Annotated in this window: 23 protein-coding genes and 2 pseudogenes; 12 read left to right on the top strand and 13 right to left on the bottom strand. The window is 57.7% G+C overall.

Features of this window, described 5'->3' with window-relative positions; translation table 11 throughout:
* Positions 1-247: 247 nt before the first annotated feature.
* Complete coding sequence (locus tag E3W21_RS12265; protein WP_134420014.1) at positions 248-1,882, bottom strand: methyl-accepting chemotaxis protein; 1,635 nt, start codon at positions 1,880-1,882, stop codon at positions 248-250.
* A 293-nt stretch (positions 1,883-2,175) separates the two neighbouring features.
* On the opposite strand from E3W21_RS12265, the gene E3W21_RS12260 reads away from it, so the two are divergent.
* Positions 2,176-3,006, top strand: coding sequence for an undecaprenyl-diphosphate phosphatase (locus E3W21_RS12260; RefSeq protein WP_129444345.1), 831 nt, complete (start codon positions 2,176-2,178; stop codon positions 3,004-3,006).
* On the top strand, positions 3,003-3,431 hold the full coding sequence (locus tag E3W21_RS12255) for a DUF1294 domain-containing protein (RefSeq protein ID WP_134420012.1): 429 nt from the start codon (positions 3,003-3,005) through the stop codon (positions 3,429-3,431). Before E3W21_RS12260 ends, E3W21_RS12255 begins: the two co-directional genes overlap by 4 nt.
* On the opposite strand, the gene E3W21_RS12250 is transcribed toward E3W21_RS12255, so the two are convergent.
* Both E3W21_RS12250 and E3W21_RS12245 read right to left on the bottom strand, forming a co-directional pair.
* A complete protein-coding gene (locus tag E3W21_RS12250) occupies positions 3,428-3,787 on the bottom strand; it encodes an MmcQ/YjbR family DNA-binding protein (protein WP_008149946.1) in 360 nt (119 codons plus the stop codon). The genes E3W21_RS12255 and E3W21_RS12250 overlap by 4 nt on opposite strands.
* Complete coding sequence (locus E3W21_RS12245) at positions 3,784-4,692, bottom strand: LysR substrate-binding domain-containing protein (protein WP_134420010.1); 909 nt, start codon at positions 4,690-4,692, stop codon at positions 3,784-3,786. Before E3W21_RS12245 ends, E3W21_RS12250 begins: the two co-directional genes overlap by 4 nt.
* A gap of 129 nt (positions 4,693-4,821) precedes the next feature.
* Here E3W21_RS12245 and E3W21_RS12240 point away from each other — a divergent pair, with 129 nt between their 5' ends.
* Entirely contained in the window at positions 4,822-5,433 is a 612-nt protein-coding gene (locus E3W21_RS12240) for an FMN-dependent NADH-azoreductase (protein WP_056740026.1), read from the top strand.
* 168 nt (positions 5,434-5,601) lie between these two features.
* Entirely contained in the window at positions 5,602-6,639 is a 1,038-nt protein-coding gene (locus tag E3W21_RS12235; protein WP_129444334.1) for a dienelactone hydrolase, read from the top strand.
* Between the two features lie 118 nt (positions 6,640-6,757).
* On the opposite strand, the gene E3W21_RS12230 is transcribed toward E3W21_RS12235, so the two are convergent.
* Positions 6,758-7,945 (bottom strand): MFS transporter, encoded by a 1,188-nt coding sequence (locus E3W21_RS12230; RefSeq protein WP_134420008.1) that lies wholly within the window; start codon positions 7,943-7,945, stop codon positions 6,758-6,760.
* A 215-nt stretch (positions 7,946-8,160) separates the two neighbouring features.
* A complete protein-coding gene (locus tag E3W21_RS12225) occupies positions 8,161-9,750 on the bottom strand; it encodes an ABC-F family ATPase (protein WP_008149954.1) in 1,590 nt (529 codons plus the stop codon).
* Between the two features lie 496 nt (positions 9,751-10,246).
* Here E3W21_RS12225 and lpxO point away from each other — a divergent pair, with 496 nt between their 5' ends.
* Positions 10,247-11,146, top strand: coding sequence for a lipid A hydroxylase LpxO (gene lpxO, locus E3W21_RS12220; protein ID WP_134420006.1), 900 nt, complete (start codon positions 10,247-10,249; stop codon positions 11,144-11,146).
* A 119-nt stretch (positions 11,147-11,265) separates the two neighbouring features.
* On the opposite strand, the gene E3W21_RS12215 is transcribed toward lpxO, so the two are convergent.
* On the bottom strand, positions 11,266-12,126 hold the full coding sequence (locus E3W21_RS12215) for a Ku protein (protein WP_134420004.1): 861 nt from the start codon (positions 12,124-12,126) through the stop codon (positions 11,266-11,268).
* 203 nt (positions 12,127-12,329) lie between these two features.
* Between E3W21_RS12215 and E3W21_RS12210 the strand changes: the two genes are divergently transcribed.
* Positions 12,330-12,686 (top strand): hypothetical protein, encoded by a 357-nt coding sequence (locus E3W21_RS12210; protein WP_134420002.1) that lies wholly within the window; start codon positions 12,330-12,332, stop codon positions 12,684-12,686.
* 51 nt (positions 12,687-12,737) lie between these two features.
* The gene (locus tag E3W21_RS12205) at positions 12,738-13,889 is read left to right on the top strand and encodes a PQQ-dependent sugar dehydrogenase (protein WP_134420000.1); all 1,152 of its coding nucleotides are present in this window, start codon (positions 12,738-12,740) and stop codon (positions 13,887-13,889) included.
* Between the two features lie 23 nt (positions 13,890-13,912).
* Here the strand turns inward: E3W21_RS12205 and rimI are convergent, their stop codons facing one another.
* The gene (gene rimI / locus E3W21_RS12200; RefSeq protein ID WP_134419998.1) at positions 13,913-15,010 is read right to left on the bottom strand and encodes a ribosomal protein S18-alanine N-acetyltransferase; all 1,098 of its coding nucleotides are present in this window, start codon (positions 15,008-15,010) and stop codon (positions 13,913-13,915) included.
* A gap of 92 nt (positions 15,011-15,102) precedes the next feature.
* Here rimI and E3W21_RS12195 point away from each other — a divergent pair, with 92 nt between their 5' ends.
* On the top strand, positions 15,103-16,677 hold the full coding sequence (locus E3W21_RS12195; protein ID WP_134419996.1) for a RimK family protein: 1,575 nt from the start codon (positions 15,103-15,105) through the stop codon (positions 16,675-16,677).
* A gap of 7 nt (positions 16,678-16,684) precedes the next feature.
* The gene (locus E3W21_RS12190) at positions 16,685-17,608 is read left to right on the top strand and encodes a magnesium transporter CorA family protein (RefSeq protein WP_134419994.1); all 924 of its coding nucleotides are present in this window, start codon (positions 16,685-16,687) and stop codon (positions 17,606-17,608) included.
* A gap of 145 nt (positions 17,609-17,753) precedes the next feature.
* Here E3W21_RS12190 and E3W21_RS12185 read toward each other — a convergent pair whose 3' ends face one another.
* Positions 17,754-18,089: a DUF2834 domain-containing protein gene (locus E3W21_RS12185; protein ID WP_134419992.1), complete on the bottom strand. Its 336-nt coding sequence runs from the start codon at positions 18,087-18,089 to the stop codon at positions 17,754-17,756.
* A gap of 357 nt (positions 18,090-18,446) precedes the next feature.
* Here E3W21_RS12185 and ilvA point away from each other — a divergent pair.
* Positions 18,447-19,439: pseudogene (gene ilvA / locus E3W21_RS12180) on the top strand (threonine ammonia-lyase, biosynthetic); the annotation flags it as partial.
* 24 nt (positions 19,440-19,463) lie between these two features.
* On the opposite strand, the gene E3W21_RS12175 reads toward ilvA, so the two are convergent.
* Complete coding sequence (locus E3W21_RS12175; RefSeq protein ID WP_033055038.1) at positions 19,464-19,769, bottom strand: NIPSNAP family protein; 306 nt, start codon at positions 19,767-19,769, stop codon at positions 19,464-19,466.
* A 29-nt stretch (positions 19,770-19,798) separates the two neighbouring features.
* Positions 19,799-20,281, bottom strand: coding sequence for a serine protease inhibitor ecotin (gene eco, locus E3W21_RS12170; protein WP_134419988.1), 483 nt, complete (start codon positions 20,279-20,281; stop codon positions 19,799-19,801).
* A 305-nt stretch (positions 20,282-20,586) separates the two neighbouring features.
* Here eco and E3W21_RS12165 point away from each other — a divergent pair, with 305 nt between their 5' ends.
* Positions 20,587-20,856: a DUF1652 domain-containing protein gene (locus E3W21_RS12165; RefSeq protein WP_134419986.1), complete on the top strand. Its 270-nt coding sequence runs from the start codon at positions 20,587-20,589 to the stop codon at positions 20,854-20,856.
* Here the strand turns inward: E3W21_RS12165 and E3W21_RS12160 are convergent.
* On the bottom strand, positions 20,853-21,248 hold the full coding sequence (locus E3W21_RS12160; RefSeq protein WP_134419984.1) for a hypothetical protein: 396 nt from the start codon (positions 21,246-21,248) through the stop codon (positions 20,853-20,855). The two genes, E3W21_RS12165 and E3W21_RS12160, sit on opposite strands and share 4 nt — an antisense overlap.
* 91 nt (positions 21,249-21,339) lie before the next feature.
* Positions 21,340-21,609 (bottom strand): DUF2790 domain-containing protein, encoded by a 270-nt coding sequence (locus tag E3W21_RS12155; protein WP_134419982.1) that lies wholly within the window; start codon positions 21,607-21,609, stop codon positions 21,340-21,342.
* 506 nt (positions 21,610-22,115) lie between these two features.
* Here E3W21_RS12155 and E3W21_RS12145 point away from each other — a divergent pair.
* Positions 22,116-22,412 (top strand): hypothetical protein, encoded by a 297-nt coding sequence (locus E3W21_RS12145; protein ID WP_129444306.1) that lies wholly within the window; start codon positions 22,116-22,118, stop codon positions 22,410-22,412.
* Between the two features lie 56 nt (positions 22,413-22,468).
* On the opposite strand, the pseudogene E3W21_RS12140 reads toward E3W21_RS12145, so the two are convergent.
* Positions 22,469-22,996 (bottom strand): annotated as a pseudogene (locus E3W21_RS12140) (PoNe immunity protein domain-containing protein); the annotation flags it as partial.
* Between the last annotated feature and the right edge of the window lie 114 nt (positions 22,997-23,110).

Below are 23,110 nucleotides of genomic sequence, written 5' to 3'. Positions count from 1 at the left end.
AGCCCGGACATGGAGGTTCCTTGGGGGAAGTCGAAGAGGGGGCGGATTGTAACGGCAGGCGCTGCCAAGTAGAACCGGCGTGCGCCGCCCTTTGTAGCAGCTGCCGAGCCTGCGAGGCTGCGTTCGGCTGCGTAGCAGTCGTGAAATCAGACACCGCGGTGTGTCAGAAAAAACTTGCATACCGGATTGACGACTGCTTCGCAGCCGAACGCAGCCTCGCAGGCTCGGCANGCTGCTACAAAGGTGGTTATACCCGGAACTGCTTGAGCAGCCCGTTCAATTGCTCACTCAATTCCTTCAGGTGAACGCTGGCCACGCTCGACTGTTCGGCCGCCAGCGCCGTGCTGTGGGACAAACCGGCCGCCTGGGTGACGTTCTGGTTGATGTCCTCGACCACATGCGCCTGTTGCAGGGTCGCGCTGGCGATGGAGGCGTTCAACCCGTTCAGGTTGCGCAGCGCCTGGGCAATGGCATTCAGGCTTGCACCGGCCAGGCCGGCCTGCTCGATGGTCAACTGCGATGCACGGCTGCTGTCGCCGATCACTTTGACCGCCGCTTCGGAGTGGCTTTGCAGGCGTTCGATCATCGACTGGATCTCGGCCGTGGACTTCTGGGTACGCTGGGCCAGCAGTCGCACTTCATCGGCCACCACCGCAAAACCGCGACCTTGCTCGCCGGCCCGGGCTGCTTCGATGGCCGCGTTGAGGGCCAGCAGGTTGGTTTGCTCGGCGATGGAGCGGATCACTTCGAGAACGCTGCCGATCTGCGTGCTTTCGGCGGCCAGAGTACGAATCACCTCCACCGCCTGATCGATGGTGGACGACAGCTTGTCGATCTGTTGCAGGCTGCCATCGATGTTGACCTGACCTTGCTGCGCCTGAGACTCGGCATCGCGCATTTCGCTGGCGGCGTGCTCGGCGTTTTTCGCGACATCGTGTACGCCATACGTCACTTCATTGATGGCCGTGGCCACCAGTTCCATTTGCTGGGACTGTTGCTGACTGCGTTGCTGAGCCTGGGCGGCGTCGTTGCCCAGTTCGCTGGAAGACTGGCCCAGGGCACTGGCGGACACTTGCAGTTCTGTGATCACCAATCGCAGCTTGGTGGTGAAGGCGTTGAAGTGGCGTGCCAGTTGCGTGACTTCATCCTGGCCGTGGGTGTCGAGACTGCGGGTCAGATCGCTCTCGCCGCTGGCGATGTTGGCCATGGCGTTCACGGTTTCCTGCAGTGGACGCACGATGCTGCGGGCAATCAGGATGACCAGCAGCGCCATGATCAGGGCAATCACCAGCCCCACGAACGAAGCCTTCCAGACCTGGCCATAGAACTCGGCCTGCATGTCATCGATATACACGCCCGAACCGATCACCCAACCCCAGGGTTCGAAGAGTTTGATGTAGGAGGTTTTTTCTACCGGTGCACTGGCGCCCGGTTTCGGCCAGCGATAGTCGACGGTGCCGGCACCCTTGGTCTTGGCGACGGCGACCATTTCGTTAAACAGGGCAAAACCGTCGGGGTCGCGGATCGCCGAGAGGTTCTGGCCATCGAGTTTCGGGTTGGCCGGGTGCATGATCATCACCGGCGTCAGGTCATTGATCCAGAAGTAGTCATTGTGGTCATAACGCAGACCGCGAACGGCGCTCAGTGCCTGTTTCTGCGCGGCGTCGCGGGTGAGCGTGCCGGCAGTTTCGAGGTCGTGGTAATAGGTCAGAATGCCACTGGCGGTTTGCACCACATGCTGGGTTTTCTGAGCCTTGGCGTGGTACAGGTCATCGTGAATCTGCTTGAGCATCAAGACGCCCAACGTCATTAGCATCAGGACGGCCACGATCAAGATGAGCCACAAACGCCGGCTGATCGACATACTGCGCAAGCTGTTCATAACGCTGTCACTCCGGTTTCTTTTTCTTGTAATAAATGATCGCCAGCATCCAACCACACTTTTCCGATCGGTCATATCCGACCCAAGTCCAATAACGCGGCAGCGTTAATCGGACTTGTCTGATAGGATTTCGGCCCCGCACGGAAAAACCTGAATCCAAGTTGATTTTCACGGAATTTTTATGGTTCCGTCTGGATCCTGTGCGCGCGGGACTTCAGCTAGGCTGATCGCAGTAAACGTTCTGAAAAAATATTAACGGGGCATGCCGTGGCGCATCGCTTCTTGGGGGATTGATGGATCTTTGGACTGCCTTTTCGGCATTGATTCTTGGGGTTGTAGAAGGGCTGACGGAGTTTTTGCCGATTTCCAGCACCGGTCACCAAATCATTGTCGCGGACTTGCTCAACTTCGGTGGCGAGCGGGCCATCGCTTTCAACATTATTATTCAACTGGGGGCAATTCTGGCGGTGGTGTGGGAGTTCCGCCGCAAGATCATCGATGTGGTGACCGGTTTGCCAACGCAGCCCGGCGCTCGCCGCTTTACCGCAAACTTGCTGATTGCCTTCATGCCGGCCGTGGTACTGGGGGTGATTTTTTCCGATTTGATCCACGAGTACCTGTTTAACCCGATCACCGTCGCGACGGCGTTGGTTGTGGGCGGGATCGTCATGTTGTGGGCCGAAAAGCGTCAGCATGAAGTGCATGCCGAAACCGTTGATGAAATCACATGGAAAGACGCCCTGAAAGTCGGCTTCGCCCAGTGCCTGGCGATGATTCCCGGGACTTCGCGTTCCGGCTCGACGATCATTGGTGGCTTGTTGTTCGGGCTGTCGCGCAAGACCGCTACCGAGTTCTCGTTCTTTCTGGCGATGCCGACCATGGTCGCTGCGGCCGTTTACTCGGGCTACAAATACCGCCACCTGTTCGTCCCGTCGGATTTTCCGGTGTTCGCAATCGGCTTCGTTACCGCGTTCATCTTTGCAATGATTGCCGTCAAGGGCTTGCTCAAGTTCATCGCCAGCCACAGCTACGCAGCGTTTGCCTGGTATCGCATCGCGTTCGGCCTGGTCATCCTGGCCACCTGGCAGTTTGGCTGGGTTGACTGGGCCGCGGTCAAGCCATGAGTGACGCCAGCGCGCGCAACAACCCCGGACGCAAGCCCGCAGGAGAGATTCGCAATCTTCAGCTGAAACTGTTGGTGTTTGCGGTCCTGTGCGCGCTGCCGCTGTACGGCTCGATGTCGTTGTGGCTGCGCGGGGTTTCGGTGATTCCCCTGGCGGCGTACGGGGTCGTCAGCCTGCTGGCGTTCTTGCTGTACTGGAGCGACAAGCGCAAGGCCCGCGCCGACCATTGGCGCACACCGGAGAACGTGTTGCATGCGGTGGAACTCGCCGGGGGCTGGCCGGGCGCTTTACTGGCCCAACAGGTGTTTCGGCACAAGACGCGAAAGCTCTCGTTTCAGTTGGTGTTCTGGATCATCGTGCTGATGCATCAGGTGTTCTGGATCGACCAGTTGTTTCTCGGCGCCCATCTTTTCGCGCTGCCTTAAAGCAGCAGTCCAACCTGGGTGCGCTTGGGCAACTTGCTCACCACCAATTGATGGGAGCGCTGCAACAAGCCTTGCAGCTCTTCAGGGCCCAACGGGTAGGGCGTTTCCATGATGATCCACTGAGCCCGCGCCAGATAAGGCGCCGGGCGGATTCCCGGGCGGTCGCAATGACCGAGAAACAAATCCTTGTCGACCTTGAAGGCCAGGGATTCGCCCCGCAGATTCTGCAAGGCGAACATCTTGTTCCCCGCAATCGAAAACACCCGCACGCCGCCCCACTTGTAGTCTTCCCGCGCACCCGGCAGCGCGAGACAGAATTGTGCGACATCCTCTTCGCTCATACGTCCAGCCTTCATATCAGTCGGTCCCCACAGTCATTGAATGACTCGATCAAATGGTCGAGCCAGGCACGTACGGCCGGCATCACCCCGCGTCGATGAGGGTAGACCGCTTGCAGCCAGCCGCCAGGCAGCGACCAATCGGGCAGCAACTGCACCAGAGCGCCGTTTTCCAGTTCCCGCTCGCAATACATCATCGGCAGCATGGTAAAACCCTGGCCGGCGAGGGTGCAGGCCTTGCGCACGATAAAGTCATCGATGCCCAATCGCGCTTCGAGGGTGAGATCGCAGCTTTTGCCCTGTTGGTCGAGCATGCGGATATGCACCAGGCGGTCGGCTTCCAGGGCGCCGAGCACGGGCAGGTTTTTCAGGTCTTCGGGGTGGTTGATTTCACGTCCATGCAAAAACCCGGGGCTGGCGACCATTGCCATCTGCGCCTGGCGCAAACGTCGGGTGACCAGCAGCGGATCCTCATCGCCCAACTCACGCACCCGCAGCGCCACATCGACGCCCTCGGTCACCAGGTCGACGCGGCGGTTGAGCAACATGACCTCCAGTTGAACCTGAGGAAACTTCTCAAGGAAATCGCTGATCACTGTCGGCAGAATTTCGTGGGCCAACCCGACGGGGCAGGACACCCGCAAACGCCCGCGAGGTTCACTGGACATGCTGGCGACGGCTTCGTCGGCCATTTCGGCTTCCAGCAGCATTGCCTGACAGTGCCGCAAGTAACGTTCACCCACGGCGGTCAGCTTCAGTTGTCGGGTCGTGCGTTGCAGCAGGCGCGCGCCAAGACGCTCTTCCAGCTCGGCGATGCGCCGCGACAAACGCGACTTGGGAATTCCGAGCAAACGCCCGGCCGCCGCGAAGCCACCGGCTTCAACCACCTTGGCGAAGTAGTAGAGATCATTGAGGTCTTGCATGGTATGAGCTCGATTGTTCTATCAGTAGGACGAACTATCGCATTGTTGCAGTCTAATCAGCTATTGGTTTCGCCTGTAGGATTCTCCCCATCAGATCGCCTCGTAGCGATCCTCACCTGGAGATCCCACATGAAACTGCTGCATATCGATTCGAGCATTCTTGGTGACAACTCGGCTTCCCGTCAGCTGAGCAGCGAAGTCGTTAAAGCCTGGCAAACCGCCGAGCCGACTGCCGTGGTGACCTATCGCGACCTGGCCGCCGATGCCATCAGCCATTTCTCCGCCACAACCCTGGTTGCCGCCGGTACCACCGCTGAACTGCGTAACGCCGCGCAGCAGCACGAAGCCGAACTGAGCGCCACTACCCTGGCCGAATTCCTCGCCGCCGATGCCGTGGTGATTGCAGCTCCGATGTACAACTTCACCATCCCGACCCAACTCAAGGCCTGGATCGACCGCATCGCCGTTGCCGGTCAGACCTTCCGTTACACCGAAGCCGGCCCTGAAGGCCTGTGCGGTGGCAAGAAAGTCGTGATCGTCTCGACTTCCGGCGGTCTGCATGCGGGTCAGGCGACTGGTGTTGCTCACGAAGAGTACTTGAAGGTGCTGTTCGGTTTCATCGGTATCACTGACCTCGAGTTCGTCCGTGCCCATGGCCTTGCCTACGGTGACGAAGTTCGTACCAAAGCCATGAGCGACGCTCACACACAAATCAGCGAGCAGTTGTTCGCCGCAGCGTAAGGCCTGTGTAAAGAAAATCAAACAGCTCGGGCAATACCCAAAAAACTCTGTATTCTGATCACGCAAGTGCCAGATACGGAGTTTTTTGTTTCTGGCTATTTCATCTCCTGGCCCGAGTTATGCAGTCGAGGGTTACCGTCTCCGGTCAAGTAACAAGGTGGGCATCCCATGGTGCGTCTTTGTGCAACGTTACTGATTTGCCTGCTCAGCAGCCTGAACTCAGTGCACGCCGCGCCTGCGCCGCATCCTCACTGGAGCGTCGGCTTCCATGAGATGAGCTTTCTCGACCCTCTGGACTTGCAGCCGATGCGCGCCATCGCCTTCTATCCCTCCAGCGACAAGGAGCACTCCAGCATCATCGAGGGCTACACGGTCGAAGCGGGGGAAGACACCCGAGTCGCCATCGGTCATTTCCCGATGCTAATGCTGTCCCACGGCAACACCGGAACCCCGCTGGCCCTAAACGACCTCGCCACGTCGCTGGCACGCAAAGGGTTTGTGGTGGTGGCGGTGATCCATCCCGGTGACAACTCCAAAGACCACAGCCGCCTCGGTACGTTGAGTAACCTTTACGGTCGGCCCATCCAGATTTCCGAAGCCATTACCGCGACGCTGGGCGATCGTATGCTCGCGCCCTTCGTCAATGCCGATCAGGTGGGTGTGATCGGTTATTCGGCGGGCGGAGAGACGGCGCTGATTCTGTCCGGCGCGACGCCCGACCTGGACCGTCTGCGCCGCTATTGTCAGGAACGCCCGGACGACCGCGATGCCTGCAACACCCAAGGCGAATTGATTGCTGACCGCGATGACTTGCAACCGGTGGCTGACCCGCGGGTTCGCGCCTTGCTGCTCATGGCGCCGCTGAGCCTGAAGTTTGGTCGCCATACCCTGGCCGACGTGCATGTGCCGGTGCTGCTCTACAGCGGCGACGGCGACAAACTGGTGGCGTTCGACAAGAATGCCGCCGCCCTGGCGCGCAAACTTCCGATTGCACCGGACTTCAAGTTGCTGGCCGGGGCAGGGCACTTCGTGTTCCTGGCGCCTTGCAATGAAGAGCAGATCCTCGCCATGCCGGCGCTGTGCACCGATGCCGATGGCGTCGATCGCAAAGACATCCATCGCACCATGGTTTCCGAAGCCGGGCGTTTCTTCTCTCATGCGCTTGGCAAACCGACCCGGGCCGGGATGCAGACGGCGGATCAATAATGTGGGAGCGGGCTTGCTCGCGAAAGCGGTGTAGCAGTCAGCATTAATGTCAACTGACCCACCGCCTTCGCGAGCAAGTCGGATCGCCGCACCGCCGCTCCCACAGTGGATTGCAGCGTCAGGCCATTGCGCGGCGTTTCAGTAACAGGGTCAAACCGAGGCCGGTCACCGACAGCAACGCCGCGCTGAAGAAAATCCACGTGTACCCCAGGTTCAACGCCACCGCGCCCATCAACGGCCCGGCAATCGCCAGCGCCAGATCGAAAAACACCGCGTAGGCACTCAATCCCGCCCCGCGACTGGAATTGGGCACTTGCTTGATCGCTTCGACCCCCAGCGCCGGATATACCAACGACAGACCGAATCCGGTCAGGCCTGCGCCGATCAGTGCATAGCCGGTCGAAGGCGCAAGCCACAGTAACACCAGGCCCACCGTTTCAATGCTCATACAGGCAATGGCCGAGGTGAACCCACCGAAACGGCTGATGCTGGAGATGAACAACAGTCGCGCCAGAATGAAACACACGCCGAATACCGTAAGGCAATAAGCCGCACCGGCCCAGCCACGGCTGACGTAATACAGGGTAATAAAAGTGGTCAGCGTGCCGTAACCGATGGAGGCAAGGCTCAGGCTCGCGCCGAACGGCGCAATACGCCCGAACACCGCCCAAAACGGCAGGCGTTCGCCGCGAATCACCGGCACCGAGGGTTTGTTTCGGATCAGCAACAACGCCGCCAGCGCCAGCACCGACAGCGCGATCCCAAGACTGGCGAACCCCAGCTCGCCGACCATCACCACGCCCAGCGGCGCACCAATGGCGATGGCGCCGTAGGAGGCGATGCCGTTCCAGGAGATCGAGCGCGCGGTATGTTCAGCGCCCACCTGACCCATGCACCAACTGATGGTGCCGACCCCGATCAAGCCCTGGGCAATCCCCAGCAACAAGCGGCCGGCGATCAGGATTAGCAGGCTCAGCAACGGAAAACTTTGCAGCAGCGTTGAAATCAACGTCAGCACGCCGCTCAACACAATCCCTGATAACCCGTAAACAATCGCCCGCTTGGTGCCGATGCTGTCCGACAGGCGCCCGGCCATCGGGCGGCTGAGCAGGGTGGCCAGGTACTGCGAGCCGATGGTCAGACCCGCGATGATCGCGCTGAAACCCAGCTGTTCGTGGACGTAGCCCGGCAATACCGCAATCGGCAGACCGATGCAGAGGAAGGCAATAAAGGTATAGAAGACGATAGAGACGATCTGCAGGGTGATCGCCATGGAGCTTTGTGGTGGCAGTTGCTGCACAGACATGAGGGCTCGTTCGCGGGCGGCGGTAGGAGAACTGCATCATGGCGCGGGCTGCGAATAAAAGGAAGCAGGCTAACGAAAATCAAAAGATCGCAGCCTTCGGCAGCTCCTACAGGGGGGGCGCATTCCAAAGGAGCTGCCGAAGGCTGCGATCTTTTGATCTTCAGACAATAAAAAGCCCCGTCACCAGGACAGGGCTTTTCATTTATAGCGAACGCTTAGAACACAACGCCCTGGCTACGCAGGTAGTCGTCATAGGTGCCGCTGAAGTCGATCACGCCACTAGGGCTCAACTCGATGATGCGGGTGGCCAGGGACGATACGAACTCACGGTCGTGGCTGACGAAGATCAGCGTGCCCGGGTAGTTCTCCAGCGCCAGGTTCAGCGCCTCGATGGATTCCATGTCCAAGTGGTTGGTCGGTTCGTCCATGATCAGCACGTTCGGCTTTTGCAGGATCAGCTTGCCGAACAGCATGCGACCTTGCTCACCACCGGAGATGACCTTGACCGACTTGAGGATCTCGTCGTTGGAGAACAGCATCCGGCCGAGGGTGCCGCGAACGATTTGCTCACCGCCCTGGGTCCATTGACCCATCCAGTCGAACAGGTTGCAGTCGTCTTCGAAATCGTGCGCGTGGTCCTGGGCGTAGTAGCCCAGTTCCGCGGCGTCGGTCCACTTCACGGTACCGGCATCCGGGGTCAGTTCGTTGACCAGGGTGCGCAGCAGGGTGGTTTTACCGATACCGTTCGGGCCGATGATCGCCACGCGCTCCCCAGCTTCAACCTGGAAGCTGAAGTCCTTGAACAGTGTCTTGCCGTCGAAGCCTTTGGCCATGCGCTCGACGATGACCGCCTGACGGTGCAGCTTCTTGGTTTGTTCGAAACGGATGAACGGGCTCACACGGCTCGAAGGCTTGACTTCGGCCAGTTGGATCTTGTCGATCGCCTTCGCGCGGGAAGTGGCCTGCTTGGCTTTCGAGGCGTTGGCCGAGAAGCGGCTGACGAACGATTGCAGCTCGGAAATCTGCGCTTTCTTCTTGGCGTTGTCCGACAGCAGTTGCTCGCGGGACTGGGTCGCCACGGTCATGTACTCGTCGTAGTTGCCCGGGAACAGGCGCAACTCGCCGTAGTCCAGGTCAGCCATGTGGGTGCACACGCTGTTCAGGAAGTGACGGTCGTGAGAGATGATGATCATCAGGCTGGAGCGCTGGGTCAGGATGTTTTCCAGCCAGCGGATGGTGTTGATGTCCAGGTGGTTGGTCGGTTCATCGAGCAACAGCACTTCAGGATCGGAGAACAGCGCCTGAGCCAGCAATACGCGCAGTTTCCAGCCTGGGGACACTTCGCTCATCGGGCCGAAGTGCTGCTCGATGCCGATACCCAGGCCCAGCAACAGTTCGCCAGCACGGGATTCGGCGGTGTAGCCGTCCATTTCGGCGAACTCGGTTTCCAGTTCTGCAACGGCCATGCCGTCTTCTTCGGTCATTTCCGGCAGCGAGTAGATACGGTCGCGCTCGGCCTTGACCTTCCACAGCTCTTCGTGACCCATGATCACGGTATCGATCACGGTGAATTCTTCGTAGGCGAACTGGTCCTGGCGCAATTTACCCAGACGCACGTTCGGCTCGAGCATGACCTGGCCGCCGGACGGCTCGAGGTCGTCGCCGAGGATTTTCATGAAAGTCGACTTGCCGCAACCGTTGGCGCCGATCAGGCCGTAGCGGTTGCCCGCGGCGAATTTGACCGAAACGTTTTCGAATAGCGGCTTGGCGCCGAACTGCATCGTGATGTTAGCTGTAGAGATCAAAGGTTTTTCCTGCGAAGCATTCAGAGTAGCTAGGGTTGCGGCAGTACCGATTCAGTACCCGTTTCCGGTTTTCGAACCACAGGAAATGCATCCCGGTCAGAAGCGGAAGGTCCATCTGGCAATAAGTGGACAGCAGCATATGGAGCGCTTGGCCCGAGTCGAAGTGCGCTGAGACGGGGTTCATTCCCGTCATCAACCAAGGGGGGCGCGTAATGTTTGGCGGCGATTGTACTGGTCTGGCTCTTTAAACGATAGGGCGTTAAGGCCGCACGGCCACTTTGGCAGCATCAGTGGACAGATTTTCACAGTTGAAGGTTAACTATTGGTTACAAACTGTGACTAAAATGCCAACTATCACCTGATGCCGACAGACGGCATAGGCTCAAGGACGCGCCATCGGGACCGTTGTTTCGTATTCAGACACTGCACAAGACCCTTGGGCCGATTGGCCGGCAAGGGACGCAGTTTGTTCACTTCTGACATGTGACGATTTTTTGTGAAATTGATCATTGCCGCTATTTACGTTGTTTCCATTGTGTACGTTCACTTGCGCGGACGCGTGCGTCACAAGCTGGGCCGCCAACTGAGCGATCACTCGACGTTTCTCGCGCCGATCAACTGCTTCCTTTATCTGTTCTCGAAAATCCCCAACAAGCCTTATCTGAACCCGGCCGATTTCCCTGATCTGAGTCCGTTGCAGGACCATTGGGAAGACATTCGCGCCGAGGGCCAAAACCTGCTCAGGGCCGGGGAAATCAAGCGCTCGAATCAATACGACGACGTCGGCTTCAACTCGTTCTTCAAGACTGGCTGGAAACGTTTCTACCTGAAGTGGTACGGCGACAGCCATCCTTCGGCCATAAAACTCTGTCCGCGCACCACCGAACTGGTGCAAAGCATCGGCTCGATCAAGGCTGCGATGTTCGCCGAGCTGCCACCGGGTTCGAAACTGGTCCGTCACCGCGATCCGTATGCGGGTTCCTACCGCTATCACCTGGGCCTGGAAACACCGAACGATGCCGGTTGCTATATCAACGTCGATGGCGAGAACTACCACTGGCGCGACGGTGAAGCGGTCATGTTCGACGAGACCTTCATTCATTACGCCGAAAACACCACCGAGCAGAACCGCATCATTCTGTTCTGCGACGTGGAGCGGCCGATGAAGTATCGCTGGGCGGCGGCGTTCAATGGCTGGTTCAGCCGTAACGTGATGTCGGCGGCGGGCGCACCGAACGATGTCGGTGACAAGACCGGAGGCATCAACCGCTTGTTTGCCAAAATCTACAAGATTCGCCTGCGCGGCAAAGCGCTGAAAAAGCGCAACCGCAAGCTCTATTACCTGGAGAAGTGGGCGATTTTTGGTGGTTTGTTGGCGATTATCGTTCTGATCTGATTTCCGCGTTGTGGCGTATGACGCCTTCGCGAGCAAGCCCGCTCCCACAGTTAACCGCGATCTAATGTGGGAGCGGGCTTGCTCGCGAAGAGGTCATAACATTCACCGCAAACTTTCAATCAGCCACGAGAAGTCTTCGTGGCTTTTTTGTGAGCGGTCGGTTTGGTTGCCGTTTTGGTTTTGCCGGCACTTTTACCGCCAAGACTACGTTTAAGCAGCTCGGTCAAATCAATGACATCCGCGGTTTTCCGTTCCTCTTCGCCAGTCGCCGTTTCCACATCCTCGATCTTGCCTTCATTAGCCTTTTTCTCGACCAAGGCCATGATCTTGTCTTCAAAACTGTCGCGATAATCCTCGGGTTTCCAGTCTGCGCTCATGTCCTGAACCAGACGTTTGGCCATATCGAGTTCACCTTTGGCCAGTTCAGGCTTGGTGACTTCACTGCCCAGCTCCAGCGTATCCAGACTTCGCACTTCGGCGGGCCAGCGCAGCATCACCAATACCATCGCCGATTCCAGCGGCATCAGCGCGGCGAGGTGCTGGCGCGTGTGCAGCACAACATGAGCCAGGGCGACTTTATTGGTTTTGCTTAACGTTTCGCGCAACAGCGCATAGACCTTGCCACCGCGTTTATCCGGCGCGAGGTAGTAGGGCGTATCGATGTTTTGCAGGGGAATCTGCTCGCTGTCGACAAAGGAAAAGATGTCGATGGTCTGAGTGGACAGAGGGTGCGCCGACTTGATTTCCTCTTCGCTGAGGACCACATACCGCCCCTTTTCATATTGCACACCTTTGACGATGTGTTCCTTGGTCACTTCCTTGCCTGTGACCTTGTTGACGCGCTTGTAGCCCACCGGGTCCATGCTGCGGCTGTCGAGCCAGTCGAAATCCACCCCTTGCGAGGACGTCGCCGAGACCAGCGCCACAGGGATATGCACCAGACCGAAACTGATCGCGCCTTTCCAGATTGCCCGTGCCATGGTCGTCTTCTCGCGAGTGATGTTCAGGTGACCTGTGACGCTGTGCAAAAGTTTCAGCGGGCTGCGACCCGGTCCTGCGGGCTTATCGGCGGTCAGGTCAACTCGTGTTACATCTTGTGAAGGAGGTTTTAGTTAACAAATCCGAACCCCGGGCGTAGCGTGATATCGAAGTTCCTATCCACGCTGATGTCCAGAGGCTCCCCATGAACAGATTTGTGCTCGGCTGCACCGCATTGGCGTTGAGTGGCGTGCTGAGCAATCTGGCCCAGGCTGACACCGCATCGCCACCTTCTTCATTGCTGTTGGTCCAGAGCCCGACGGGCCACACCAGCAATCCTTACAACAGCCCGATTCGCCGGGCCAATCCCAACAGCATGCAAGGCACGCAACCCAGCGCGCCGAGCATTCGTGGGCCGAATACAGTGCCCGTGCCGCGGCCACCGACGCTTGACAATGGTGGCGTCGGCAACCGCTATCCCCAGGATCGCTCGCCTCCCGCCACCCCACCGAAATTCATTCCCAATCCACCTCATCGAGACGTAGACACCAGCAACCGTTGAACGGCATGACAGCGTTCTTGCCAGCCATTCGAACGACAAAAGGAATCGTGCATGTTGTGTAAAACCCTTCTGGCCACACTGTGTGCCAGCGCACTGATCACCGTCACGGCGCCCGTTTTCGCAGCGCCAACCCAGAATTTTAAAAGCGAACAGGGCACCCTTGAGGTGACGACAATGACCAAGGGGCTCGAACATCCCTGGGCTTTGGCGTTTCTTCCCGATCGCCAAGGGATGCTGGTGACTGAACGGCTCGGCCACCTGCGGGTGGTCAGCGCCGACGGTAAACTTTCCGCACCGCTCAGTGGTGTGCCAAAGGTCTGGGCCAAGGGGCAGGGTGGCTTGCTGGATGTAGCGTTGTCGCCCGACTTCAAGCAAGACCGCACGGTCTATCTGTCGTACGCCGAGGGTGGCGGTGAGGGCGACAAGGCCGGGACGGCGGTCGGTCGCGGACGTTTGTCCGACGACCTGACGGCCCTCAAGGATTTCAAAGTGATCTTCCGCCAGGAACCCAAGCTTTCAGTCTGTAACCACTTCGGCTCAAGATTGGTGTTCGATCGCGACGGCTATCTGTTCATCACCCTTGGCGAGAACAATGACCGGCCGGCCGCCCAAGACCTCGACAAGCTGCAAGGCAAGGTCGTGCGGATCTACCCGGACGGCAAGGTGCCGGATGACAACCCCTTTGTCGGTCAGGCGGGCGTGCGCCCGGAAATCTGGTCCTACGGTCAGCGCAATCCGCAAGGCGCGGCGCTCAATCCCTGGACCGGCACCCTCTGGGAAAACGAGCACGGTCCCCAGGGTGGCGATGAAATCAACATCATCGAGCGAGGCAAGAACTACGGCTGGCCGATGGCAACCCATGGCATCAATTATTCCGGCCAGCCGATTCCGGAAGCCAAGGGCAAGACCGCCGAAGGCACCGTCGCCCCGCACCATGTCTGGGAAAAGTCCCCTGGCCTAAGCGGCATGGCGTTCTACGACGCTGACCGCTTCAAGGCTTGGCAGCACAACGTGTTTATCGGCGCACTGGTGAGCCAGGAGTTGATCCGCTTGCAGTTCGATGGCGACAAGGTCGTTCACGAAGAGCGATTGCTGGGCGAACTCAACAAGCGCATTCGCGATGTGCGGCAAGGCCCGGACGGGTATTTGTATGTGTTGACCGACGAGGACGACGGGGCGCTTTACAAGGTAGGCCTTAAATAAACCCACTCCCTGGGTGTTTTTGGTCACGTTCGGGCATACAGAATTACCGCCGCCCGCAACTTGCCTCGCCCGAAGCTGCTCATCTTGTCGAACTCCCCATGACTGACCGGCAAATGCTGGCAGTCCATGGGTTGGCGATGCTGGCTGTGATCGACATCTGGGTCATGCAGGTAGACGAACTCTTCATCGCAATCGGTGACGATCACCCAATGCGGCGATTTGGAACGGGTCAGTCGATAGCTGCTGATGAGCACCAGCGGTTGTCCACCTCCGTCCAGTAAACCCGGAAGTTCCAGCGGCCCGCCGATCACCTGTTCGACGTCAGTGGTGTGCAGCTGCGCCGTAAACTCCTCGTGCACCAGACGCATTACCTCTTTTTTATGCGCATTGCGTACGCCATCGAGGAACAGTGCCCCGGCCATGCTCAGTTGCAGACGCACTCCAAAACCCCGTCGCCATGCCGCCAGCGCCAGGCCTTGAGGGCTGCAGCCACCATGGCCGGAGGTCATGAACACGGTGGTCGCTTCGCGCCAGATCTGCAGTTCTTCGAGACGCTCCAGCACGCGATCCGCTTGCAGCGCGCCCATGGCCATCAGCAGACAGGCCGGGCCGCAGGTGAAATCGGTGGTCTGCGGGTACCAGGGCACCTTGATGTTGCGCGAGTCGCGGTGCTGGAGGATGCGCTTCTCCAGCCGCAGCGCGTCGGCATGGTCCTGGTAATAGTCGTGAATCAGGGCAAAGCGTCGGTAACCGTTGCGCTCGTACAGGGCAATCGCCGTCGGGTTGTCGATGCGAACTTCCAGCCGCAGGTAGGCGCAGTCGTGCTCAAGGGCGCAGGCCTCGATGCGTTGGAGCAATTGCTTGCCCAAGCCGCTGCCGCGCGCGTCGGTGGCGATCGCAATCGAGTAAAGTCGCGCCAGCGAAGTACCCCGGTGAAACAGCACCACGGCGTAACCGACCAAGTGTTCGCCACGCTGGGCCACCAACAGTTGCCCATGGGCGCGCGTGATCATCCATTGAAAACTGCGACGATTAAGCCGATCCGTGGTGAAACAGTGTTGTTCGAGTTCCAGCAGTGCCGGTAAGTCTTCAACCACCGCCAAGCGAAAAACCAGATTCATATGACCACCGTAAAAGTTGCGTAACGAAACGGGACTTTCTAAAAAGTTCGTGTTTAATAGGAAAGGTCTTGTTCTCCAACGGATCAATCACTATGTCAGCGGTACAGGGTCATTGGCGCGAAGTATCCGAGCAAACTTTGCCGGCAGCAACTTATTTAAATGACAGTGTTAGAGCTTCCAGTCAGTTGATTATCATCGTCGAGCGCAAGGAAGACTGGACCTCCTACTTCCCCAGTGAAGACATCGTCAGCGCCCAGGAATACCTCGAGAAACCCCGGGCCAACGAGCAGGGCAAGCGGGTCCAGGTGATCAACCTGTGCCGCAGCTACAAGTACCTGGGGCACGGTTACTACTGCTCGCTGCTGGCCGAAGCCCGTGGGCACAAGGTGATTCCCTCGGTGCGGACCATCAGCGAACTGACTCGAAAATCCTTGTACGGCCTGGCCCTGGATGATCTGGATAAAACCCTGGAAAAAGCCCTCAGTCATCATCTTTACAGCGATACCGAAGGCTTTACCCTGACGCTCTACTTTGGCAAGACTCATATCGAGCCGTTACAGGATCTGGCACGACAGTTGTTTGAATTGTTTCCGTGTCCGATATTGTTAGTTGAATTTCGCCGAACTAATGGCTGGCACATTGAAGGGGTAAAGTCCGGCGCCATACATAAGTTACGCGAAGATCAGGAAGATCAGTTCGCCCACTCACTCGACAGTTTCAGTCGCAAGATCTGGCGCGTGCCGCGTTCCCGGCGTTTGGCCCGTTATGACCTGGCCATCCTGCACGATCCCCAGGAAGCGTTACCGCCGTCGAATGCCAAGGCGCTGGACAACTTCGTCAGGGTTGGCAAGACGTTGGGCATCGACGTCGAGCTGATCGAGCGTAAGGACTACGCACGTATTGCCGAGTACGACGGGCTGCTGATCCGCGAGACGACAAGCGTCGACAACCACACCTACCGTTTTGCCAAGAAAGCCGAGAGCGAAGGGCTGGTGGTGATGGACGACCCGGCGTCGATTCTGCGTTGCACCAACAAGGTGTATCTGACCGATCTGCTCAAGAGTCATCAACTAGGCATGCCCGCCACCGAGATTCTCTATAAAGAGCGACCGGAAGACTTTGAACGGGTCGGCGAGCGCCTCGGTTTCCCGTTGGTGCTGAAGATCCCCGACGGCTGTTTCTCTCGGGGTGTGATCAAGGTCGAAAGCCAGCAAGCCTTGCTCGACGCCACGGCCGAACTGTTCGAGCATTCGGTGCTGTTGCTGGCTCAGGAATTCTTCTACACCGAATACGACTGGCGTATCGGCGTGCTCAACCGCAAACCCATCTTTGCCTGCCAGTACTTCATGTCCAAGGGCCATTGGCAGATCTACAACCACAAGGCCAAGGGCCAGGACATCAATGGCGAATGCCGCACCCTGGCGGTTCACGAAGCACCGCGGGCGGTGGTGGAGCTGGCGGTGAAGACTGCGAACCTGATCGGCGATGGCCTCTACGGTGTCGACCTCAAGCAGTCCGGCGACAAAGTGGTCGTGATTGAGGTCAACGACAATCCCAACATGGACGCCGGCATCGAAGACGCTTACTTGCAGGACGATCTGTATTCACTGGTGCTGGAAGAATTCGCCCGTCGCCTGGAACTCAAGCGCCGCGGCCAGGCCTGGTGAGCGGCGGATGATCAAGCGCTTTCAACTGAGCCACGGTGCCCTGCAAGCAGTCGAACGGCTGGACGCCGACCTGATGTTGTTCAGCAATCCCGACGCGGCCGAACGGGATCTGCTGCACAGCCATTTCAAAGTTGATGAACACGCCCTGGCCTCGGCCCTGGACCCCGACGAGGTGTCACGCATCGAGTTTCACCCCGACAACCTGTTCCTGATCTGGAAACGCCCGGAAAACTATTCCGGCGCCGGCAGCCTGGCCTTCGAAGTGTCGTCCTGCGGTTTGCTGTTTTCCGAGCATCGTTTGCTGGTGATCGCCACCGACGACTCGCCGCTCAGTGGCCTCGGCATGCGCCAGCCCCTGAACAGGCCGCTGGATGTGTTGCTCGACCTGCTGTTCAACAACATCCATCACTACTTGGGCCACCTGAAGGTGATCAAGCTGGTTGCCAGGGAGTTGCAGCAGAAATTCAACGCGTCGATGCAGAACCAGCACCTGATCCAGATGTTCAACCTCAGCGAAAGCCTGATCTATTACATCAACGCGATTCACAGCAACGGCGCAGTCCTGACCCGGTTGCGCAATCACGCCGCAAAGGAACATTTCAGCGCCGAAGCCATTGGCCTGATCGACGACCTGATCATCGAAAACAACCAGTGCTACAAACAGGCGGAAATCTACTCCACGGTGTTCTCCGGGCTGATCGACGCCCGGGGCAACCTGATGAACAACAGCATGAACAACCTGCTGCGCAAACTGACGTTGATCAATGTGGTGTTTTTGCCGCTGAACCTGATTGCAAGTATCGGCGGCATGTCCGAGTTCAGCATGATGACGGCGGGCGTGCCGTGGTGGGTTTCGTATCCGCTGTTTCTGACTGCGATGATAATGGGGGCTGGAGTGATGGTGCTCGGGCTCAGACGGTTGGCGAAATAACTTTGGCGGCTGTCAGATCGCTTTCGCGAGCAAGCTCGCTCCCACATTTTGATCAGGGTGTACGCAAGTTCCGAGTCCTCTACAGAACCCTTGTGGGAGCGTGCTTGCTCGCGAAAGCAATCTCAACAGCTCTACAAATCCAGGATCAGACCTCTTGATGGATGGTTACGGATTTCTTCCGATCCTGCAGCCCACGCACCACCAAGTACAACAACGGCCCGATGGACACAAATATTGCGGTAAGCAAAAGATACGGCACCACCGACAGCCCTGACTGCCCACGCTTGCGCGCATCCGTGTACATCCAGATGCCCGCGAGCGTCACCAGCAGGTACAAATCAATCACCACCTGCGCCGTGTCGGGGCGCGACATCAGGCTGATGCCGAAGTCGATCAATGACTGTTCGGCCTGAAGCATCACCGAAACGGTGTAGCCGGCGAACGCGATCAGAGCAATGAGGGGCAGGGCGACAGACTTCATGGTTTCCTTCCTTGGGACAATGAGCAGAGTCGTCAGCCTACAGAGGCCGAGGAAAATTGGCCATTGACTTGCCATCAGCGCCCGGCTAATTTCCGGACATGACTTCCACTGTATTGCGCTGCCAGCCAAGCATTATTACCGCCATTCCTTATTTGGCGGGTTAGCTCACGACTGCAGCACCCAACCCGCCCTAGAGGCGGGTTTTTACTTTCTGTCTCCTGGGTCTTGAACCAACGCCGACCGGCGTAGGAGCTGCCGAAGGCTGCGATCTTTTGATCTTGGCGTCCGCAAGATAGATCAAAAGATCGCAGCCTTCGGCAACTCCTACACACAGTCGGTGTACGACAGGAGACAACCATGAGCACCACCGCCCAGCAGACCTTGCTTGAGCACTACGTGAAAAAGATCCTCGCCGCGCCCGTGTATGAGCTCGCGGTGCGTACGCCGTTGCAGGTAGCACCGGCACTGTCCGAGGTTTTGGGTAACCAGATCCTGCTCAAGCGCGAAGACTTGCAGCCGACCTTTTCCTTCAAGATTCGCGGTGCCTATAACAAACTGGTGCAACTGAGCGATGAGCAAAAGGCTCGCGGGGTCATCACCGCTTCCGCAGGTAATCATGCTCAAGGCGTGGCATTAGCGGCCCGTGAACTGGGAATTGCGGCGACCATCGTCATGCCGCGTACGACGCCGGAACTGAAGGTACTTGGCGTGCGCAGTCGGGGCGCCGACGCCGTGCTGCATGGCGAGAGTTTTCCGTTTGCTCGGGACTATGCGCTGAACCTGGCGCGGCAAACCGGTCGCACCTTTGTCTCGCCCTACGACGACCCGGACGTGATCGCGGGGCAGGGCACCGTTGCCATGGAAATCCTGCGCCAGCATCAAGGTCCACTGGACGCGATCTTCGTCCCGGTGGGTGGTGGCGGCCTGATCGCCGGCATCGCGGCGTACGTCAAATACCTGCGACCAGAAGTCCGCATCATCGGCGTCGAGTCGGAGCATTCCGCCTGCTTATATGCGGCATTACAGGCCGACGACCGAGTTGTCCTGCCAACCGTAGGTACGTTCGCCGACGGTGTGGCCGTCGCCCAGATCGGTGCTTATGGTTTCGAAGTCTGCCGGTTTTGCGTCGATGAGGTGTTGACCGTCAGCAACGACGAACTCTGCGCCGCTATCAAGAATATCTACGACGATACCCGCTCGATCACCGAACCTTCCGGTGCCTTGGCCGTGGCCGGCATCAAAAAATATGTGGCGCAAACCGGTGCCTGTGGTCAGACACTGGTAGCGATCGACTCGGGCGCCAATATCAATTTCGACAGTTTGCGCCATGTGGCCGAACGCGCCGCGTTGAGCGGCGCCCCGGTGTGAGCAGTGTCAGGCCAGCAGCGGGCGCAGGAAGGTCCGCTCGTAACTGACAATAAACTTCTTCTCGACCAGCGAAGCCACCAACGCGGTGCTTTCGGCGTCAGTCATCGCGATATGCCGGTAGCTTTCGTAGTCCGCCAGCGAAGGAAAGCTGAACAGGCAGTAGGCGATATTGCTCGCGCCCTCGGAAGGCAGGAAGTACCCGTGGTGCGTACCACCCAAACGCTCGACGATGCCGAGCCAGGCCTTTGCGTAGGCTTCGAATTCGCTGAGTTGATACGGATCGATCACATATTTGACGTGGCAGGTAATCAAAATGGCGCTCCTGTAACGGGATAGAACGGTTATTCCTGGACGGCTTTCTCGACCTTGCTCGACGCCGACCAGATCCGGTAGCGGACTTCGACGTCTTTGGGCACGTAGAGCACGATCGGCAGTTTGCTGTTGTAGCGCAACATGAAACCGTCACCGACCACCGGCACGAAGTCCTTTTTGCTTTTGCCGTCCGGGCAGGCCATCAGCGTACTCATCGGGCCGATGACTTTTTCCAGTCGGTAGAACGGGTAGCCCCAGCCTTCGAGGTTTTTCTCCTCGAGAATGCCGCCCAGGCGTTGGCGATTGCAGTCGACGGTCAGGGTTTTGCCAGCGAGGATTTCGACCTGGTAGCCGTCTTCCTGAGCCTGTGGGGCAAGGTGAATGACCTGGCGGGTGAAACCGCTCTCGGGCTTCGGGAACGGCGCAACCTCTTCGAGTTTCGCGGCGTGAGCGATGGTCGACAGCCCGGCAAGAATCAGCCCGACGGTAGTGATATAGGTCAAAGAACCCATGATGCCTCCTTGCTTGCGAGTGGGGTCAGCGGATACTGATTTGATTGGCCGCATTCTTACTGGGGTGGTCGGCCAATGCAAACTTGTCGCTGGATGTATGCAAATTGCAGGGGCACCACAACGCCTTTCTTGCATATTGCAGGGGCTATTTACGTGCGGTTTCGCTAAATCGTTGATTTACCGATGAGCTGCAGTGCGAAATCCAAGGCATGTTTTATGCTGAAGCTGGTCTTAAGCTGACCGGGGATTTCATTGCGTCAGTATCGATAGTTGATCGGCAGTCTCACATTACGGAGAGGTTCGCCATGTTTCTTTCTGCCTTGGAACTTCGCAATATCATTGAAAGCAGCTTTTTGCCGAAACGTTGTCAATGCACGCTGTCGCCGGACCTGTCGATGACCGTCAAGGTGTATTCCGATCGTGAAACCGATCACCTCGATCTAATGAAGACAGGAATAAATGCCAAACAGCTGAATGGTTGCCGAGAAATCAATGACCTGATAGCTGGACTGCGCTCTGACATGCAGCACCAAACCATTGCCCAGACTCTGCATCCAGACAGAAAAGCGCTTTAACCCACGGTTTCGAGCTCCACCGACACGCGCTTGGTCTGGAGAAACGCCAGACCCAGCGCCAGCTCAACCACCACCGCAAGCAATATGCCCGGACCGGCATGGCCATTGAGCCATTCGCCGAAGCCCAGTGCTGCCAGCCCCCAGCAGCCGACCATGAAACCATTGGTCAGCGCATGGCGGGTGATCGAAGGCGACTCGTTTCGAACCAGATAAAACATCACGCCCAATGCCGCGAACAGCATTGCGCTGCGCCGCGCGACAACGCCCACCGCCAACGAGTACTCGATACTCCAGATTGACAGCAACCTGTCCGGCATCAAACCCCAGACCAGGGCCAACAGAAAACACAGCGCGGCGGTAAAAGTCGACAAGGTACGAAACGATAACTGCATGGCGAATCCTTGCGGCAGTGGGGAGAGGCGCTGAGCATAGCGCCAGAACCCCTCACAGGAATACCGCAAAGTATTGAATCAGACCTTTCCGTCAGTTTTGATAACTGCAAGCGTCGGAAAGCTTCCGATAGGAGATTTCCGCAGGCTTGCCCGAGGTGCTGTCGATGTACTTCATGTCGGCTGTGACCACTTTGCAGTCCAGCGTCGACGGTTCGGTCAAGGTGATGACCTTGCCCACGTGCAGCGGCATGCCGTAGTGGTACGGCACCGCCTGGGAGCTCGAAGTGTCATTGGCCTGGGCCAGACCGGCTAACGCGGTGCAGGCGAGGACGGTGGTGATCAGCAAGGTGCGCATGTTCATGAACGGTCTCCGATGCAGGCTTAATGTCAGCTCGACGTTAGGCGTCGAACCTGCCGCACTGGGCGTCAGAGAACTCTGAGGGCGTGCGGTCCAGTAAAGTTTTGGACCGCGGGGTTAAGCGATGGTTAACCCGACTGAATGCCGCCTGTCGTGAGGAGGTTTCTGACAGAGGTTTCATGTAGGTAAAAAAACTGAGGGAGGTTCGGCCCGTTCCTACACGGTCGGACTCTTTGTCGTCTTTCGCCGGCAAGCTGGCAGCGTTTACTGTTTGACCTCGCTGCAAAATCAGCGAACAGGTTTGGTCACCTGATTAACACTGCACATATATGTGCCATCATTCGCGCTGCGGACTTCTACGTCTCGTAGTGCGTTGCAATGGTGGCTGTGTGCAGGACGCTTTCGGGCGAGCCGTTTTGAGTGTTAGCGGTTGACCAAGCCTGTACACAGCCGCCTCCATCGTTTGGTCACGGTGCTGGCGATTACTAATTAATGCTCGAGTAATTACTATGCCAACGCTAAATCCATTCCCTGATCGCTATCGCTCAATCAAAAGCAGCGTTACCGAGACAAGCCCAATGGTCATCGACACCGAGGCCAATCCCCAAGACATACTCGAAGCCGCTTTACAGCGTGTCCGAGCCGCCAGCCAGTTGCTTGAAACGCTCCATTGCCAGTGTTTCAAGAACGGTGATGTTCAAGATATTCCACACATTACTCACGCGCTTTATCTGCTGACGCAGGATGGGTCCGATTTGCTGCTGGTTGCGCAGCAGCAGATGATGGGGTGGAAGGCGCCGGTCTGAAGCCTCTGGAACAAGCCTGCCTCCTGTGGGGCAGGTTTTGAAATATCACGAGGGTATTATTCTTCACCTGACCAATACCAAATAGTATCGCCCCATTTTGACTCACTGAGGCTCGGCATGATTTTGCCTTGTTGGAAGTGGCGTCTTGAGTTGGCTTGAGCTGGGGTGAACCAATAGCCCGTTTTGCTGCAGGGTTCGCCAGCGACGATACGATTAATCTGGGAGCCAATACCGCCTTTATAGTTTCTAGCGTATTCGACCAATGCTTTTGGATAAACCATATGATCGATTTTGCTGTCGTCTACGCCATATAAAAATGCAATTGCTCCGGCCTCGATTGCCCAATAACCTACGTAGTTTCCTTCCTCTCCTTGATGATGAGTGTCATGCCAAGGAGCTTGCTTGAAGGCTGTGTACCATTGGTTGCAATACTTTTTAAGAAAGTTGGTAGCCTCATCTTTAGTTTTCGCATATATCGCTTGTACTAAAGGTGAATAAACATCGTGATACCATTGGTCTATATCGTGCCTGCCAGGTAGAACTTTGCATAGTAAATCTTCATACAACGTATCATCACCGTAACCGATCCACGAACTACACCTACCTCAAGATGAGGCAGTCGTTTACCGTGGCATCTCTGGCGAGCAGTTCCATGGCAGCAAGGCTTCGTAGTCCCCAACCGATTGTGCCTGCGGTAG

Source organism: Pseudomonas sp. F01002 (genome assembly GCF_004402115.1).
In the GTDB taxonomy this organism is placed as follows: domain Bacteria; phylum Pseudomonadota; class Gammaproteobacteria; order Pseudomonadales; family Pseudomonadaceae; genus Aquipseudomonas; species Aquipseudomonas frigoris.
Note: the sequence above shows the minus strand (reverse complement) of the source record. Positions and strands in the feature narration are given on the sequence as shown.

What these genes read in the sequence shown, in the direction of transcription:
- E3W21_RS12165 (WP_134419986.1), top strand. Translation starts at nt 20,587, where the DNA reads ATGTTTCTTTCTGCCTTGGAACTTCGCAATATCATTGAAAGCAGCTTT.
- E3W21_RS12265 (WP_134420014.1), bottom strand. Translation starts at nt 1,882, where the DNA reads ATGAACAGCTTGCGCAGTATGTCGATCAGCCGGCGTTTGTGGCTCATC.
- E3W21_RS12255 (WP_134420012.1), top strand. Translation starts at nt 3,003, where the DNA reads ATGAGTGACGCCAGCGCGCGCAACAACCCCGGACGCAAGCCCGCAGGA.
- E3W21_RS12195 (WP_134419996.1), top strand. Translation starts at nt 15,103, where the DNA reads ATGTCAGCGGTACAGGGTCATTGGCGCGAAGTATCCGAGCAAACTTTG.
- eco (WP_134419988.1), bottom strand. Translation starts at nt 20,281, where the DNA reads ATGGGTTCTTTGACCTATATCACTACCGTCGGGCTGATTCTTGCCGGG.
- E3W21_RS12235 (WP_129444334.1), top strand. Translation starts at nt 5,602, where the DNA reads ATGGTGCGTCTTTGTGCAACGTTACTGATTTGCCTGCTCAGCAGCCTG.
- E3W21_RS12160 (WP_134419984.1), bottom strand. Translation starts at nt 21,248, where the DNA reads ATGCAGTTATCGTTTCGTACCTTGTCGACTTTTACCGCCGCGCTGTGT.
- E3W21_RS12245 (WP_134420010.1), bottom strand. Translation starts at nt 4,692, where the DNA reads ATGCAAGACCTCAATGATCTCTACTACTTCGCCAAGGTGGTTGAAGCC.
- rimI (WP_134419998.1), bottom strand. Translation starts at nt 15,010, where the DNA reads ATGAATCTGGTTTTTCGCTTGGCGGTGGTTGAAGACTTACCGGCACTG.
- E3W21_RS12205 (WP_134420000.1), top strand. Translation starts at nt 12,738, where the DNA reads ATGTTGTGTAAAACCCTTCTGGCCACACTGTGTGCCAGCGCACTGATC.
- E3W21_RS12260 (WP_129444345.1), top strand. Translation starts at nt 2,176, where the DNA reads ATGGATCTTTGGACTGCCTTTTCGGCATTGATTCTTGGGGTTGTAGAA.
- E3W21_RS12190 (WP_134419994.1), top strand. Translation starts at nt 16,685, where the DNA reads ATGATCAAGCGCTTTCAACTGAGCCACGGTGCCCTGCAAGCAGTCGAA.
- E3W21_RS12240 (WP_056740026.1), top strand. Translation starts at nt 4,822, where the DNA reads ATGAAACTGCTGCATATCGATTCGAGCATTCTTGGTGACAACTCGGCT.
- E3W21_RS12145 (WP_129444306.1), top strand. Translation starts at nt 22,116, where the DNA reads ATGCCAACGCTAAATCCATTCCCTGATCGCTATCGCTCAATCAAAAGC.
- E3W21_RS12250 (WP_008149946.1), bottom strand. Translation starts at nt 3,787, where the DNA reads ATGAAGGCTGGACGTATGAGCGAAGAGGATGTCGCACAATTCTGTCTC.
- E3W21_RS12210 (WP_134420002.1), top strand. Translation starts at nt 12,330, where the DNA reads ATGAACAGATTTGTGCTCGGCTGCACCGCATTGGCGTTGAGTGGCGTG.
- E3W21_RS12230 (WP_134420008.1), bottom strand. Translation starts at nt 7,945, where the DNA reads ATGTCTGTGCAGCAACTGCCACCACAAAGCTCCATGGCGATCACCCTG.
- E3W21_RS12185 (WP_134419992.1), bottom strand. Translation starts at nt 18,089, where the DNA reads ATGAAGTCTGTCGCCCTGCCCCTCATTGCTCTGATCGCGTTCGCCGGC.
- E3W21_RS12215 (WP_134420004.1), bottom strand. Translation starts at nt 12,126, where the DNA reads ATGGCACGGGCAATCTGGAAAGGCGCGATCAGTTTCGGTCTGGTGCAT.
- E3W21_RS12155 (WP_134419982.1), bottom strand. Translation starts at nt 21,609, where the DNA reads ATGAACATGCGCACCTTGCTGATCACCACCGTCCTCGCCTGCACCGCG.